Here is a 14,160-nt window from a genome sequence, read left to right on the forward strand (position 1 = left end):
CCCCATCACTGATTCAGAACAGGAAACCGTAGATCTCATGACCGTTCGCGTCGGATACTTCCCACACAACAATTCGCTGTTCGTACTGCGCCACACCGGATTCCTCGAACGCCGTCTCCCCGATGTCGAGTGGGTGGACCTGCGTGAGCTTCCCGCCAAGCCTGCAGTGAACCCGGAAAACGCCTTGCCGACCCTGCACTCGGACTGGCTGTTCGAGGAGGGCGGATACGACGTGATCGGAACCGGATTCACGCCGCCCGTCACCGGATTGGCCCAGGGCCGCGATCTCGTCTACATCGGAATCTCCGGCCCACGTGTGGAGAACGGGCGCCTGGTAGTCAAGGCGGAGTCCGAGATCAACACGGTTGAGGACCTGCGCGGCAAGCGCGTCGGCATCGCGCACGGATCGTGGCAGACCACACTTTTGTTGTTCGCCTTGGATCAGGCGGGGCTGACCTGGTCCGACATCGTCCCCGTCGACACCGACGTACGCGGTGGTGGAGCGGACCTCGTCGACGGCACCATCGATGCCTGGGTTGGCGCGTACCCGGGGCTGACGGACATCGAAGCGAACCACGAACTGCGCACGCTGATCGCCACCGACGGACTCTTCAGCCACCCCTCACTGTGGTTCACCCGGCGCGATTTCGCGGATACCAACCCGGAGGCCCTCCAGGCGATCATCGAGGCCCTGCAGGAATCCGACGCCTGGATCGAAGCCAACCCCCGCGAAGCCGCCCAGGTCTTCGTCGACGACGTCGAGAAGCGTGGCGGGTCCGCGAGCCTCGATGCCTGGGAAGCTGCACTGCGCGGACGCCCTTTCGGTGTCAACCCTGTCACCGACGAGTTCCTGGACGAGCAGCAGCGCGCGGCCGATCTCCTGCTGAGCAACGGACTACTGCCGAAAGCGGTCACCGTCCGCGAAGCAGTCGTGCCGTGGATCAGCGAGTTCGTCGGTTCGGATCGTTCGTCGATCTGAGGACCCACTCCTGACAGATCCGCTTCACACGTGACAGATACCGAACGGTCTGCCATTGTGAAGGAATGCGGCGGCGCGTGGGTGAGAGTTGGTCCACGCGACCAGTCTCAGGGGTAACCCCTGGGTCGGCCAGAAGAATTGGATACTGCGTCCACCGGCGTTCGGCACGCTCCGCGTGCTTGCCGCCGCACCGGACAAAGGATTTGGTCACCCCGCCCCGTCGCATCCCGGAGTCGTATCATGCGTGACTTCGAGCTCGATCCCGAGTTGGCGCGTCGTCTGGCCGTTGCGGCCGCTGACGCTCCGTGGACCCTCAGCGGCCTCGAGGAGGCATTCGGAACCGTCTTCGGCGTTTCCCCGACGCTCCTGGCCGTGCGCGTTCTCGACCTCATGCCCGCTCCACCGTTCGAACCGCAGACTCTGTATCGATTGCTTCGCGAACTACCTCGCCTGCGGCCTGTTCCTCTCTCACTGGACACCAATGAAACCTCGGTGTGGCGGTTCGACGTTCCCCGCTACAACACCAGTGTGGACCTGGCTCGTTCACTGGATCTGACGATCTCCGAACTCGAGTGGTTCGCCGACCGAGGGGAATGGCTCCGCACGAAACCCCGACCGCTACGCCACTACCGGCCGATGCAGATCAGCAAGAAGGCCGGCGCTCGCCTCCTCGAGGTACCGAAACCCCGATTGCGCGAAATTCAGCGGAAGATCCTGCGCCGCATCCTCGACCTGGTGCCCCCGCACGACGCGGCACACGGATTTGTCCGTGGTCGAAGCCCTCTGACTTTTGCAGCGCCGCACGCACAGTCGGAAATCGTGATCGGCGCGGACCTCGCGCAGTTCTTCCCTTCGATCAGCGGCAGCCGCGTTCATGCCGTCTTCGCCGCCCTCGGCTATCCACCCGCAGTGGCAGGCGTTCTCACCGGATTGTGCACTGTTGCAACACCTGCCGATACCCTGCGCGGCCTACCGTATGCACAGGCATCACAGCTACGCACCGCGCATCTTCCGCAAGGCGCACCCACTTCTCCTGCACTGGCGAATCTCGTCGCACGCAAACTCGACATCCGCTTGAGTGGACTCGCACAAGCGAACTGGCTCACCTACACCCGATACGCCGACGACCTCGCGTTCTCCGGAATCGAAGTAGCCGACGTCGGCACCCTCCTCTGGACGGTCGAGCAGATCGCCGGGGACGAAGGGTTTGCCATCCATCCACGAAAGACCAAGGTAATGCGCCCTCATCGACGCCAACACCTCACCGGGTTGGTGATCAACGACCAACCCTCGTATCCGCGCGACGACTACGATCGCTTGCGTGCCCTGCTGCACAACGCCGCCAGTACTTCTGCGCAGGAACAGAATCGGGATGGCGTGGAGAACTTCCGCGCCCACATCTACGGCCGGATCGCGCACATCGGCGAAACCAGCACTACACGCCGACGCACATTGCTGCGCCTGGCTGAACGTGTGGATTGGGACGGTTAGTGCCCGCGAGCAGTCAGACCCGCGGGGTGTAGGCCATGCATTCGACTTCCATGTGCGCACCCAGCGCCAGTCCGTCTGTTCCGAACGCACTGCGGGCCGGCAGTCTCGACGCCGGGAAGTACTCGAGGTAGACCTTGTTGAACTCCTGCCAACGTGACATGTCGTCAAGCATGACAGTGCATTTGAAGATCGCTTCGACACCGGAACCGTAGGCGATCAGCGAAGCCACGATATTCTCCATCGTCTGGCGAGCCTGCGCTTCGAAGCCGTCTGCCAAGGTCCCGTCGGGAAGCATGCCGATCTGACCCGACAGATACAGAACGTCTCCGACGCGCACTCCGGTGGAGAACGGCGTATCGAAAGCGGGTGGGATGAACTCGACGGTCTGAGATGAATCCATTAGATCTCCTCGGAGTTGGAATATGCGTGACGAGTTGGCGTTTCAGTGCACTGGGCGCGCACGAACATCGGCCAGGAAGTGCGCCACCAACTCGTTCCACGCGTGTGGGTCCTCGAAGTAGGGGGAGTGGCCGCGGTCGGCAAGCTCGACCACTTCGGCGTGAGGCAGGAACTCGGCGGCGCCGCGAATCCGCTCGGGTGTCATCAAATCGTCCAGCTCACCTGCGATCAGGAGAACCGGCGCAGCCACCGCCGCGAGTTCGGCCACCGAATAGTTGTGGGCCTTGAGAATTCGGAAGAACTCGGTGTCAGGTGGGCGATGGCCGAAGGTGCCGAGAGCTTGGTACAGGTATGCCCTCGCCATGTCCAAGCTCGGCAACCGTCCGCCCACAGCGGGATGCTCCCCCAGGGGCCGCGCGGTGACGGGTGCTGCGGTGAGGGGAGGTGCGCTGTCCGGACCGAATCCGACGGGAATGCCGCCGGTCGTGCAGGCCAGGACTACCGACTCCACCCGGTCCGGAACAGCGATCGCGGTCCCCAATGCGGCCCAACCGCCCATCGACTGGCCGACCACGTGCGCTCGATCAACCGCCAACAGGTCCATGATTTCGATCAGATCAGAGACTGCCGCTACCGGGCCGTGGTTGCCGTTCTCGTTGGTAGAGCGGCCGAATCCTCGCTGATCCCAGCTGATCACCCGATAGTGCTGAGCGAAGTAGGGCACCTGCTGGTACCAGACGGCCGCATTTCCGCCGAGACCGTGCGTGAGAATCAGATCCGGGCCCTCGCCGGCAGTCTCGTACCAGACCCGTTCGCCGTCTGCGACGGTGATGAAGCCCTCGGTCCGTGAAATCATCCTTATTCTCCTGTGTCGGACGGGCGCTTGCCCGAAGTGTGGTCAGTGAGGAGTTGCTGCACTTCATCGGTGGCCCGCAGCAGGTGTTCTTCGACCATTCGCGTCGTTTTCGCATCGAAGTCGGTATCGAAACCGATCACCGTCAACGCACAGAGCGGAGACCCCTTGCGGGAAGACACTGCACGCGAGACCGAACCGATGATGTCCTGAGATCGTTTGTGGACAACGGCGAATCCGGTTTTCTGCGTCTCGGCGATGTCGGCGAGAAAGCCGGTGGGTCCTTCCAGTGGATAGCCACTCTTCTCCACCATCGCCAGGTAGGGCGCCCGGGTGTTGTCCTCGAGTGCCGCCACCAACGCGAGCGGACCCGCGAACCGGTGCGGCGGAAGCAGATCCCCGAGCATACGAGTGATCATCTTGAGTCGCTCGGGACGCAGCGCCGCGATGATCCGCGTCCCGCCGCTCTCGAGAACCTGCAGATTCACCATCATGTCCGTGCTCTCGGACAGCACCCGCATGGTCGGATCGCACAAGGCCGCCAACGAATGCGCTGCCGCTTCGTGGGAAACCTGCAGTGCAGCCGGGCCGGGGAGATAGCGACCGTCGTAGCGGAAGACCCAACCACGGTTCGCGAGTTCTCCAAGCACTCGGTGCGCAGTCGGGCGGAGCATCCCGACTTCTTCTGCCAGTTCGCTGAGCTTCATCGGCGTGGTCGAGCGCGCGATGGCCTCGAGTAGATCCAGCGCTTTGTCGACGGCGGACGCAGAACCCTTCGTCATCCGATCCCCTCCCGGTGCCGTGGATGTACCCGGCGATCCGAAATCTCGTGTTCTTGGAAAACCCTTGGCATTCGCCTAGGAAATTACTATAGTCACAACAATCGTTCCGGCATACGGAATTCTTTGAGCGTCTTCACCTTCCCACCGGATTACCGGCAAGGAAGTCATATCTTTCCCAGCGAGAGGTTTTCGGACATGACGGTTGGACTTACCCTTCGGTCGGCACCACGGTTCAGAGTTGTTGCCCTAGCCGCGGTCGCGACCGCGGCATTGGCACTGACAGGCTGTTCGAGCGACGCCACGGCCTCCGACGACGGGGGCACCCAGACCACCACGATTCGAATCGCACCTCAGCCGATCGCGGACTTCGCACCGATTTGGCTCGGCATGGAGCAGGGGTACTTCACCGATGAGGGACTCGACATCCAACTCGTGGAGGGCGGCGCTAGTTCCTCGGCTCAAATTCCGTTGCTGCTCAGCGGAAATGCAGATATGGCAGCCACGACTGCCGCTGCCGCAATTCAAGCACGGAGCCAGAACATGCCCGTCACCATTGTCGGCGGGCTCACGAATTTTGCCGCAAATGACAGCGTCGACCAGTCCGGTCTCGTGGTCGCCAAGGACAGTTCCATCAGCGGCTTCCGTGACCTCGAAGGCAAGACCGTCGCGATCAGCGGTTTGAAGTCCGTCAGCGAAGCAGTCATCTCTGCCGCGGTGGAGAAATCCGGCGGAGCAGCGAACAAGGTCTCGTTCATTCAGGCGCCCATGCCCAACCTCGGCGACCTGGTTTCCACCGGCGGGGCCGACGCGGCATTCCTCATCGATCCGTTCCTGAGTAAAGCAACCGACTCGGGGCTGAAGATCCTCGGCCACCCCTTCCCCTTGGCCGCACCCGGTGTGCCAGGGACCTCGCTGGTCGCTTCGGAATCGTTTGTCAATGCGAACCCTGACTCACTCGCGAAATTCCGTACCGCGCTTGCCAAATCAGTTGACTACGCCAATCAGAATCCGGGCGCGGTCAAGGCTGCACTCTCGACGCAAGCCAAGATTCCGCTCGAAATGCTGGCCAACAGCAAGAATCCTCAGTTCGTCGCAGTAGTGGAACCGGGTGCTCTCGGCACGGAGATCGAACTGCTGGTCAAGTACGGGGTACTGACGGATTCGGTCGAGGCCGAATCCCTGCTGACCCCGGCCAACTGAGTTGTCCGCCTTGACAACCCTGCAGACTCGCCGCAGGCAGGTTCTGCTCGGTCGGCTGCTGACGCTCTTCGCGTTGGCAGCCGTCTGGCAGATCTTCGGAATGCTCGGCGACGAGGACGTCAAAGGTATTCCGAAGTTCAGCGACGTGGCAGTGGCCTTTGTGAACGAACTCGGCACGTCCTCGTTGTGGACATCACTGGGACAAACGGTGACCACCACGGCGATCGGATTGGCGCTGTGCCTGGTGATCGGAATCCCGGCAGGGCTGCTGCTCGCCGCGCACCCGTTCCTGACGGTCTCCTCCCGCTTCGTCATCGACTTCTGCCGAACCGTTCCGCCGCTCGCAATCATTCCGCTCTTTCTGCTGATCATGGGCCCGACGCAACGGATGGCGGTGGCACTGATCGTGGCAGTAAGTGTGTGGCCGATTCTGCTCCAGACGATTCACGGTGTGCGCAACGTCGACCCGGAACTGCTGGCCACCGCACGATCCTTCCGACTTCCACTGTGGCGCAGGCTCGCTCTCGTCGTCGCACCGGCGTCGATGCCCTACATCTTCACCGGGATTCGCATCTCGGCAACACTGAGCTTGCTGCTGACCATCGGTGCAGAATTGATCGCCGGCGTGCCGGGACTCGGTAAGGAGATCCTGCTGAGCCAATCCGTCCCCGATCGAATGTTCGCACTGATCATCGTCGCCGGACTACTCGGAATGCTGCTCGCCTTCGCCGTGATGGCGATCGAGAATCGTTTACTTGCCTGGCATTACATCCCGAGGAGGATGACGACGTGAAGATGATGTCAGGACTTCGACTCCTCGCGTGGGAGTTGTGGCTGCCGATCTTGATCGTCGTCGTATGGTACTTCGGTTCGGAGTCGAGCAAGTCGCCTTACTTCCCGCCGCTGTCGCGTATCTGGAAAGCGTTTGTGGACAACTGGTTCGGTCCGGGATTCGCCCACGATGTCGTACCGAGCTTGACCAACCTTGCCTTCGGTCTCGCCGTGGCACTGGTGGTCGGCGTCGGCGCCGGTCTCCTGCTGGCACTGTTCCCGCTGACTGCCGACATTGCCGATCCGTTTCTCCAGTTCTTCCGCGCTATTCCGGCGCTGGCCGTATTACCCGCTCTTTTCATCGTTTTCGGAACCGGTTCGACGGGTAACGTTGCCGCCATCGCCTTCGGCGCGGTCTGGCCGATACTCCTCAACACCCTCGACGGCATTCGCTCCATCGACCCGAGTATCCGATTGGTGGCGCGCAGCTACCGGATCCGTACACCCCTCCTGGTGACGCAGGTACTCCTCCCCGGAGCGATGCCGCAGATAACAGTCGGTATCCGCACCAGTCTCGCGATCGGTGTCGTCATCATGGTCGGAAGCGAAATGTACGTCTCCACTGCAGGAATCGGTCACTTCGTGATCGTCGCGCAACAGACCTTCGCGATCGCCGACATGTGGTCCGGAATTCTCCTGCTGGGAATCTTCGGATACGTACTCAACCTCGGATACGGCGTGATCGAACGATGGTTGCTCAGATGGCAGCCGCGGACCCACGACGCTCTCGCAGTGAAAGGAAACTGATGTCATCCACAGAATCTGCGGCATCGATACCCGCAGTCGAACTGAGCGGCCTCGGGGTGACCTACGGCGGTCCCACCGGCCGCGAAGTGCTCCGCGGCATCGATCTGTCCGTTGCACCCGGAGAAATCGTCTGCATCGTCGGCCATTCCGGCATCGGCAAGAGCACGCTGATTCGTTGCATCGCCGGTCTGCAGAAGCCGACCACCGGTGAGGTCCGCATCGCCGGGATCGCGATCGATGCACCGCCGGCCACGCTGGCTCTCGTGTCACAGGACTACGGACGCACACTGATGCCGTGGCTTCGAGTGGGCGAGAACGTTCGCCTGCCGCTACGGGGCAACGGTCTGGCGCGGAAGGTTCAGAACGAGAGGGTTAGCGATGCACTTGCCGTTGTCGGTCTAGGCGGTGCTGCGCGTTCCTACCCCTGGCAGTTGTCCGGCGGAATGCAGCAGAGAGTGGCGATAGCTCGCGCTCTCGCCTATCGGCCGCAGGTACTCCTCATGGACGAACCCTTCGCGTCGGTCGATGCGCAGACCCGCGCGGAACTCGAAGACCTGCTGCTGACGCTTCAGCGTGATCTTGGCATCACCGTCCTCCTCGTCACCCACGACGTCGACGAATCGGTGTACCTGTCCGATCGAGTGGTCGTCCTCGGCGGAACTCCGGCATTGATGCAGGACATCGTCGACGTCCCGTTGACCGGAGCTCGAGATCAACTGACCACCAAGGCAGACCCACTGTTCATCGAGTGCCGTACCAGGGTCCTGTCCGCGATCCAGCAGTCGAAGGTGGTGGCGCCCGTGTCGTAAGCGCCTCGCCTAGGCTGGCTCCGTGATCCTTCTCCTCATCGGCCTCGCGCTGCTCGGATTCTGCGGCTACCGGTTCAGGCAGGATCGACGGAGGCTGAGCAACGGCGTCTATCTACTTCTCGGACTGATCTTCACCGGTCTGTGGATGTTGCAGTCGGGTGCGCCAGGCACCGAGGTCCCGTCGTTCGTCATCGCGACGATCGCTCTGCTCTCGCCGTTGCTGGTGCTCCTGCTTGCAGGATTCCTGATCGTCAACGGAATCACGATGCTGCGGCGCGAGGGATTCAGCGTCGCGAATCTGCTCTCACTCGTCGCCGGAGTCGGCCTGCTCGTTCCCTACGTGTTGCTCGCATCAGCGCTGCTGACGCAGAGATATTGGCTCGCAGTCGTTCTCGGTTCGTTCAGCCTGGTCGCGTCGTACCTGGGGTTTCTGTTCACGAGCTTTCTGCTCTACTCCTACGTCTACGGACGCCAGAAGTACCAGCCCGGGATGGACGCGATAGTGGTTCACGGCGCCGGGCTTTCGGGCGCCGACGTGACGCCCCTGCTTGCCAGCCGTCTGGACAAGGCGGCCGACGTCTTTCGCGCCGAGGTCCGCGAAGGACGTTCACCACTGTTGGTCGTGAGCGGCGGGAAGGGTTCGGACGAGGTGGTCAGCGAGGCGGACGCAATGTGCGTCTACCTCGTCGATCACGGGATACCGCGCGAGAGCGTGATTCTCGAGGACCGCTCGACCACCACGCTCGAGAACCTCGAGTACACCAGGGACCTTCTCCGTGCCAACACCACGAAGCCTCGAATGGTGCTGGTCACCAGCAACTTCCACATCCTCCGAACTGCGACGTTTGCCCGAAGCCTCGATCTGGATGCGGAAGTCATCGGTTCCCACACCGCCCGGTACTACCTGCCGAGCGCCATTCTGCGCGAGTTCGCCGCCGTCACGGTGGAGCACAAGTGGCTCAACGGAACGGTCTGCCTGATCCTGGCCGCCCTGCCCCCACTGGTGGTCTGGGCGGCAGGAGGCATTTCGTAGCCGGATTCAGCGAATCAGGCTCTCGACGGCCATCGGTCGGCGACCCAGAAGCAGTTCGACGGCCGCGCTGCCGGCAAGAAAATCGTGGTGGTTGTAGAACTCGAACATCGCCGCCAGACGCGAGCTGGCGTTGACGTCAAGGCTGCTGCCGATCTGTTCGCGCCATTGATCCACGCTGATCTGATCTATCGCGACGGTCCGTGACGTCTGCTTTTTCACCATCTGTGCCACCTCCATGACGCTCAGAGCTTGCGGGCCGCCCACCTCGTACGTCGCTCCGTGATGTTCACCCGAGCCCTCGCTCAGTACGACCGCGGCAACAGCCGCCACGTCCGCCAGACTCACGAACGAGAACTTCGTTTCCGCGCTGTACGGCAGGACGATGGTGTCAGATCGGCCCGTGAGTACCGCCTCGAAATTCTGCGCGTACGCACACGGTTGCAGCACAGTCCATTTCAAGGGTGAACGATGCAGTTCGTCCTCACACCTGGCTTTGTCCAGGTGATGCGGCATGGACGGGCTGAACGGCCACGCGACGGAGTGATAGACAAAGTGCTCCACTCCCGCCGATGCCGCTGCCGTCAGCGCATTGCGAAGCAGTGCGGGCTCGTCGGGATGGACGTTCGGGGCAATGAAGTACACGCCTCGGCACCCGGCGAGCGCCTTGCGCAGTCCGCTTCCGGTTTCCAGTTCTACCTCGAAGTCCCCGTCGACACGCGCCTTTCGCACCAGTCGCCGAACTGTCACGCTCGGCGGCAGTGCTGCGACGACGGCCTCACCGGTCTTACCCGCGGCGCCGATCACCGCGATGTCGGCGCCGCGAGCAATTCCGTTCTCCATGAGAGTTTTCCGTCCTAGACGTAGTCGTAGACCGCTGAGGTGGCGCCACCCGAAAGCTGCGCGTAGCCCGGACCCCGATCGAAGAAGGGTTCGTTCTCACCGCGTTCCGAGCGCAACTGATCCCGTAGCTCCGTGGTAGCAGCCTCGTCGACGGTCGGCTCGTCACCCTCGATCACGACGACAACGCCGTAGTCGTCGCGTGCACCCTCGACGGAAACCTTGCGCCACTGAATGTCTCGCAAGACCTCTTCGGTCGGGCGCTCCAGGGGATCTCCCCAACCACCACCACCGGTGGTGCGAATCCGTACGACCTCGCCGGCCTTGATCGGCTCGGCATCGGTCAGCGCGTCGAACTCACGCTCGTTCGGTCCACCCGGATCCAGGACGACGGAGAACGGCCGACCGGCCTTGCCGCCCTTGACTCCCCAGCAGGCGAGAATCGAACGGTCCGCGATGGACATGAAGTGAGCATCCTTGAGCATGCGGATGTGCTTCTCGTATCCCAGACCGCCGCGGTAGCGTCCGGCTCCGCCGGAATCCATGGCCAGACCGAGCTTCTCGACGATGAAGGGGAAACGGCTCTCGGTGAATTCGGTCGGCAGGTTCCGTGAATCGGGAACGACGTGAATCGTGTCCTCACCGTCGGCGTAGTAGCGTCCGCCCGAACCGCCGCCGAGCACCTCACGCATGAGGTACGAGTGACCCTCGAAGTCCTCACCGTAAACACCGGTGTACCTGATGGTCTCCTGATCGGCGGGCATGTTGCCGTCCACAGCCTTGGCCACGACGCCGGCCAGCACTCCGAGCAGACGGAGGATGACAAACGTGCGAGCGTTGGTGGGAGCGGGGAAGATCGGGGTGATCAGTGTTCCCTTCTCGGGGAACTTCATCTCGATCAGCGGTACGACGCCCTCGTTGACATCCAGTTCGGCCATGCGCTCCGGGGTGTCCGCGAGGTTACGCAGAATCGGGGCCAACCACTTGATGAGGAAGTTTCCGTCCGCGTAGTCACCGCAGTGGTTGATCGGGCCCTTTGCCTGCGGTCCGGTTCCGTTGAAGTCCAGGATGAGTCGCTCGCCGCCCTCGTCCTCCGGCCGCGTCTTCGTGAGCGTGATGCGCTGGATGTGGAGCATCGGTTCGTCGACGCCGTCGTGCTCGGCGTAGTCCTCCCACGTGTACTCACCGACCGGGATCTTGCTGAGGATCTCGCGGCGGTACGTCTCGGTGGTCGCGTCCATCATCGCGTCGAAGCACGACTCGACGGTGTCGACGCCGTAGCGCTCGAACAATTCGGTAAGTCGACGCGCACCCATCAGGCACGCCGAGCACTCGGCGTCGAGGTCAGCTGCGAGGGCGTCCGGCATGCGGGAGTTACGCGTCATGATGCGCAGCGCCGCCTCGTTGGGAACTCCCTGGTCCCACAGTTTGATCGGCGGAACCATCAGTCCCTCTTCGTACACCGTGGTGGCGCCGGACGGCATGGAGCCGGGGCAGCAACCGCCGATGTCGTCGTGGTGACCGAATGCCTGAACGAACGCAACAACCTTCGGCTCGGCATCGGGAGTGACGCGGGCGAAGACAGGCACCGTGACGCAGAGGTCGGGGAGATGGCCGATGCCACCTTCGGACAGGTAGACGTCGTTGTGGAAGTACACGTCTCCCGGCTTCATCGTCTCGAGCGGGAAGTCCCGGGCGATCGGATGAACCAGTGCGGAATACGAACGGCCCGTGAGCTTGCGGAGGTTCCGGTCGTGAATACCCGCGCGGAAGTCGTGAGCGTCACGGATCATCGGCGAACGCGAGGTGCGCGAAATGGAGGTCTCGACTTCCATTTCCACGCTGGCGAGGTAACCGGCGACGATCTCGACCAGAATCGGATCAGGTGACGCGCCGTCGGTAGCGGTGAGTCGGTACGGCTTGGCCGCGGTGGCAGCAGCAGCATCGAGAATGGCGGTCATCACTTCACTCCGTTCGAGTCGGAAGACTTCGAGATACGAATGTTCCCGAAGGTGTCGATACGTGCCGAGAATCCGGGATGGATCGGGACAGTCGAGCTGAACTCCTCGATCACGGCCGGTCCTTCGATGACGTCACCCGCACCGAGCAGTGTGCGATCGTAGGTGGCCGTTTCGACCCAGCTGTCGAAATACGATTGACGCGAACCGGTTCGAGCGGTGTCGGCGCCGGTGCCGGCCGGGATCTCCTTGAGCGTCGGACGCTTGATCGGGCCGATGCCACTCACGCGCAGGTTGACCCATTCCACGTGCTGCGACGGGTCTCCCCGGAAGTCGTAGCCGTACAGCTCGCGGTGCGCCTGGTGGAACGCCTCGGCCGCGTCGTCCATGATCTGCGTCGTGACGGTACCTTCCGCCACCGGGACGCGTACCTCGAAGGCCTGACCGAGGTAACGCAGATCCGCAGTGCGAGAGTACTTGCGCTGCGTCTCGTCGAAACCCTCTTCGGCAAGCGCGATCTCGGCTTCGCCGGCCAGCGCGTCGAACTGGCTCTGCAGGTCTTCAGCCTTCAACCGGTCGTGACGACTGACGTGCGTCTGGACGTAGTCGTTGCGGACATCGACCGTCAGCAGACCGAACGCGGAGACGTTACCCGGATTGAGCGGGACGAGAACGTCTTTCAGACCCAGGATGTCGACGAGACGGCAGGCGAGCAGGGAGCCGGAACCGCCGAACGTCACGAGGGTGAAGTCGCGAACGTCGAGGCCACGCTTGACGGTGATCTGACGCAGGGCGTTGGCCTGGTTCCATGCCGAGACCTCGAGGACGCCGACCGCGCACTCTTCGAAGCCCAGACTGAGCTGTGTTGCAAGCTCTTCGAGGCCCTTGCGTGCCAATTCCGTGTCGAGAGGAATCTCGCCACCGAGCAGGTGGGGTGGGATGCGACCGAGCAGGACGTGCGCGTCGGTGATGGTCGGTTCGCTGCCGCCCTTGCCGTAGCACAACGGTCCGGGATCGGCGCCGGCCGACTGAGGGCCGACTCGGAGGGTGTGTTCCGGCGTCATCCACGCGATCGACCCACCACCGGCGCCGACGGTCACGACGTCGATCATCGGGATCTTCGACGGGTAGTTGCCCACTCGCCCTTCGGTGGTCAGCGCGGGCTCGCCGCGAACCACGACGGTGACATCCGTCGACGTTCCGCCGCCGTCACAGGTCAACACCTGCTCGACGCCGGCGGCGTCGGCGATCAGCGCAGCACCGAGGGCTCCGGCGGCCGGTCCCGACAGGACTGTCGTAATAGGCTGGTGAACAACCTCTTTGGCCGACAGGACACCGCCGTTGGACTTCATGACGTAGAACGGGATGTCGCGGGGTTCACCGTCGGTGGTCGAGAACTCACGCAGACGATTGGCGATGTTGTTCACGTAGTTGCGGATGTTCGGCTTGACCGCGGCGTCCACGAGTGTGGTGATGGACCGCTCGTATTCGCGGTACTCACGCAGCACCTGGCTCGAGATGCTCACCGTCGCATCGGGGAAAACTTCGAAGAGGATGTCGCGTACGCGCTCCTCGTGCGTCGGATCGGCGTACGAGTGCATGAGGCAGACGCCGATGGTCCGGATCCCGCGGTCCTTGAAGAACTGCGCTGCGCTGCGAACGCTCTCTTCGTCGAGCGGACGAATCTCGCTGCCGTCGAAGGAAAGGCGTCCACCGACGGTGCGTACACGATCGGCGGGGACGATGCGTTCGGGCTTGACCCAGAAGTACGAGTTGCCGTAACCGTCCGGCACCGACTGACGAGCGATCTCGAGAACGTGCTCGTAGCCCTCGGTGGTGATGAAGCCGAGGTTCTCGACCTTGCCTTCGAGCAGCTTGTTCGTCGCTACGGTCGTGCCGTGGCTGACCGCACCGATGGAGTCGCCACTCTCACCGAGCTTGGCGAGTACCTTCTCGATACCGGCGAGAAAGCCCTCGGCGGGGTCCGCCGGGGTGGACGGGGTCTTGGTGGTGACGATGGCGCCGGTTTCGTCGTCCACTGCCACGATGTCGGTGAACGTTCCGCCGGTATCGATACCGACCCGAATCTTCCTGGGTTCCACGCTTCCTCCTGAGATCTTTGGCTCGTCTCGTCTGGTACCGATCGACGGTTGCGGCCTAGCCGGTAAGTGGCTCGTACCTGACGTGTAGAGCTATTCCACAGGTTCGGAAGAGCGGATTCTTTGTCACAATTCGCCGAAT

Annotated in this window: 13 protein-coding genes; 7 read left to right on the top strand and 6 right to left on the bottom strand. The window is 62.7% G+C overall.

Going from position 1 to position 14,160, the window contains the following annotated elements; translation table 11 throughout:
- Positions 1–37 precede the first annotated feature (37 nt).
- Together M1L53_RS02690 and M1L53_RS02695 are read left to right on the top strand one after the other, a co-directional pair.
- Positions 38–979, top strand: coding sequence for an ABC transporter substrate-binding protein (locus M1L53_RS02690; RefSeq protein WP_054187226.1), 942 nt, complete (start codon positions 38–40; stop codon positions 977–979).
- A 240-nt stretch (positions 980–1,219) separates the two neighbouring features.
- Positions 1,220–2,470, top strand: coding sequence for a reverse transcriptase family protein (locus M1L53_RS02695; protein ID WP_081377614.1), 1,251 nt, complete (start codon positions 1,220–1,222; stop codon positions 2,468–2,470).
- Positions 2,471–2,483: 13 nt separating this feature from the next.
- Here the strand turns inward: M1L53_RS02695 and M1L53_RS02700 are convergent, their stop codons facing one another.
- From M1L53_RS02700 to M1L53_RS02710, 3 genes are read right to left on the bottom strand one after another with little or no spacing between them, the layout of a single operon-like run.
- Positions 2,484–2,870, bottom strand: coding sequence for a RidA family protein (locus M1L53_RS02700; RefSeq protein ID WP_003946047.1), 387 nt, complete (start codon positions 2,868–2,870; stop codon positions 2,484–2,486).
- 42 nt (positions 2,871–2,912) lie between these two features.
- On the bottom strand, positions 2,913–3,725 hold the full coding sequence (locus tag M1L53_RS02705) for an alpha/beta fold hydrolase (protein WP_007735499.1): 813 nt from the start codon (positions 3,723–3,725) through the stop codon (positions 2,913–2,915).
- A 2-nt stretch (positions 3,726–3,727) separates the two neighbouring features.
- Complete coding sequence (locus M1L53_RS02710) at positions 3,728–4,504, bottom strand: IclR family transcriptional regulator (RefSeq protein ID WP_007735498.1); 777 nt, start codon at positions 4,502–4,504, stop codon at positions 3,728–3,730.
- Positions 4,505–4,699: 195 nt separating this feature from the next.
- Here M1L53_RS02710 and M1L53_RS02715 point away from each other — a divergent pair, with 195 nt between their 5' ends.
- From M1L53_RS02715 to M1L53_RS02735, 5 genes are read left to right on the top strand one after another with little or no spacing between them, the layout of a single operon-like run.
- Positions 4,700–5,704, top strand: coding sequence for an ABC transporter substrate-binding protein (locus tag M1L53_RS02715; RefSeq protein ID WP_054187227.1), 1,005 nt, complete (start codon positions 4,700–4,702; stop codon positions 5,702–5,704).
- A 10-nt stretch (positions 5,705–5,714) separates the two neighbouring features.
- Entirely contained in the window at positions 5,715–6,497 is a 783-nt protein-coding gene (locus M1L53_RS02720; protein WP_180279665.1) for an ABC transporter permease, read from the top strand.
- A 2-nt stretch (positions 6,498–6,499) separates the two neighbouring features.
- A complete protein-coding gene (locus tag M1L53_RS02725; protein WP_232319008.1) occupies positions 6,500–7,282 on the top strand; it encodes an ABC transporter permease in 783 nt (260 codons plus the stop codon).
- Positions 7,282–8,091 carry an ABC transporter ATP-binding protein gene (locus M1L53_RS02730; RefSeq protein ID WP_054187230.1) on the top strand — a complete coding sequence of 270 codons (810 nt, stop codon included), beginning with the start codon at positions 7,282–7,284 and terminating at the stop codon, positions 8,089–8,091. Before M1L53_RS02725 ends, M1L53_RS02730 begins: the two co-directional genes overlap by 1 nt.
- A gap of 22 nt (positions 8,092–8,113) precedes the next feature.
- Positions 8,114–9,124 (top strand): YdcF family protein, encoded by a 1,011-nt coding sequence (locus M1L53_RS02735; protein ID WP_054187231.1) that lies wholly within the window; start codon positions 8,114–8,116, stop codon positions 9,122–9,124.
- A 6-nt stretch (positions 9,125–9,130) separates the two neighbouring features.
- Here M1L53_RS02735 and M1L53_RS02740 read toward each other — a convergent pair whose 3' ends face one another.
- Genes M1L53_RS02740 through M1L53_RS02750 form a run of 3 tightly spaced genes read right to left on the bottom strand, consistent with a single transcriptional unit; the run spans position 9,131 to position 14,021 of the window.
- On the bottom strand, positions 9,131–9,964 hold the full coding sequence (locus M1L53_RS02740) for an NmrA family NAD(P)-binding protein (RefSeq protein ID WP_054187232.1): 834 nt from the start codon (positions 9,962–9,964) through the stop codon (positions 9,131–9,133).
- Between the two features lie 14 nt (positions 9,965–9,978).
- Positions 9,979–11,922 carry a hydantoinase B/oxoprolinase family protein gene (locus M1L53_RS02745; RefSeq protein WP_007735492.1) on the bottom strand — a complete coding sequence of 648 codons (1,944 nt, stop codon included), beginning with the start codon at positions 11,920–11,922 and terminating at the stop codon, positions 9,979–9,981.
- Positions 11,922–14,021, bottom strand: a complete 2,100-nt coding sequence (locus M1L53_RS02750) for a hydantoinase/oxoprolinase family protein (RefSeq protein ID WP_007735491.1) — start codon at positions 14,019–14,021, stop codon at positions 11,922–11,924. Before M1L53_RS02750 ends, M1L53_RS02745 begins: the two co-directional genes overlap by 1 nt.
- Between the last annotated feature and the right edge of the window lie 139 nt (positions 14,022–14,160).

Origin of the sequence: Rhodococcus sp. T9N (genome assembly GCF_024436645.1) — a bacterium.
GTDB classification, from domain to species: Bacteria; Actinomycetota; Actinomycetes; order Mycobacteriales; family Mycobacteriaceae; genus Rhodococcus_F; species Rhodococcus_F qingshengii.

Excerpts from the sequence above, each read along its gene's own strand:
- M1L53_RS02730 (WP_054187230.1), top strand. The coding sequence starts at position 7,282 with ATGTCATCCACAGAATCTGCGGCATCGATACCCGCAGTCGAACTGAGC.
- M1L53_RS02700 (WP_003946047.1), bottom strand. The coding sequence starts at position 2,870 with ATGGATTCATCTCAGACCGTCGAGTTCATCCCACCCGCTTTCGATACG.
- M1L53_RS02725 (WP_232319008.1), top strand. The coding sequence starts at position 6,500 with ATGATGTCAGGACTTCGACTCCTCGCGTGGGAGTTGTGGCTGCCGATC.
- M1L53_RS02690 (WP_054187226.1), top strand. The coding sequence starts at position 38 with ATGACCGTTCGCGTCGGATACTTCCCACACAACAATTCGCTGTTCGTA.
- M1L53_RS02695 (WP_081377614.1), top strand. The coding sequence starts at position 1,220 with ATGCGTGACTTCGAGCTCGATCCCGAGTTGGCGCGTCGTCTGGCCGTT.
- M1L53_RS02710 (WP_007735498.1), bottom strand. The coding sequence starts at position 4,504 with ATGACGAAGGGTTCTGCGTCCGCCGTCGACAAAGCGCTGGATCTACTC.
- M1L53_RS02705 (WP_007735499.1), bottom strand. The coding sequence starts at position 3,725 with ATGATTTCACGGACCGAGGGCTTCATCACCGTCGCAGACGGCGAACGG.
- M1L53_RS02740 (WP_054187232.1), bottom strand. The coding sequence starts at position 9,964 with ATGGAGAACGGAATTGCTCGCGGCGCCGACATCGCGGTGATCGGCGCC.
- M1L53_RS02745 (WP_007735492.1), bottom strand. The coding sequence starts at position 11,922 with ATGACCGCCATTCTCGATGCTGCTGCTGCCACCGCGGCCAAGCCGTAC.
- M1L53_RS02715 (WP_054187227.1), top strand. The coding sequence starts at position 4,700 with ATGACGGTTGGACTTACCCTTCGGTCGGCACCACGGTTCAGAGTTGTT.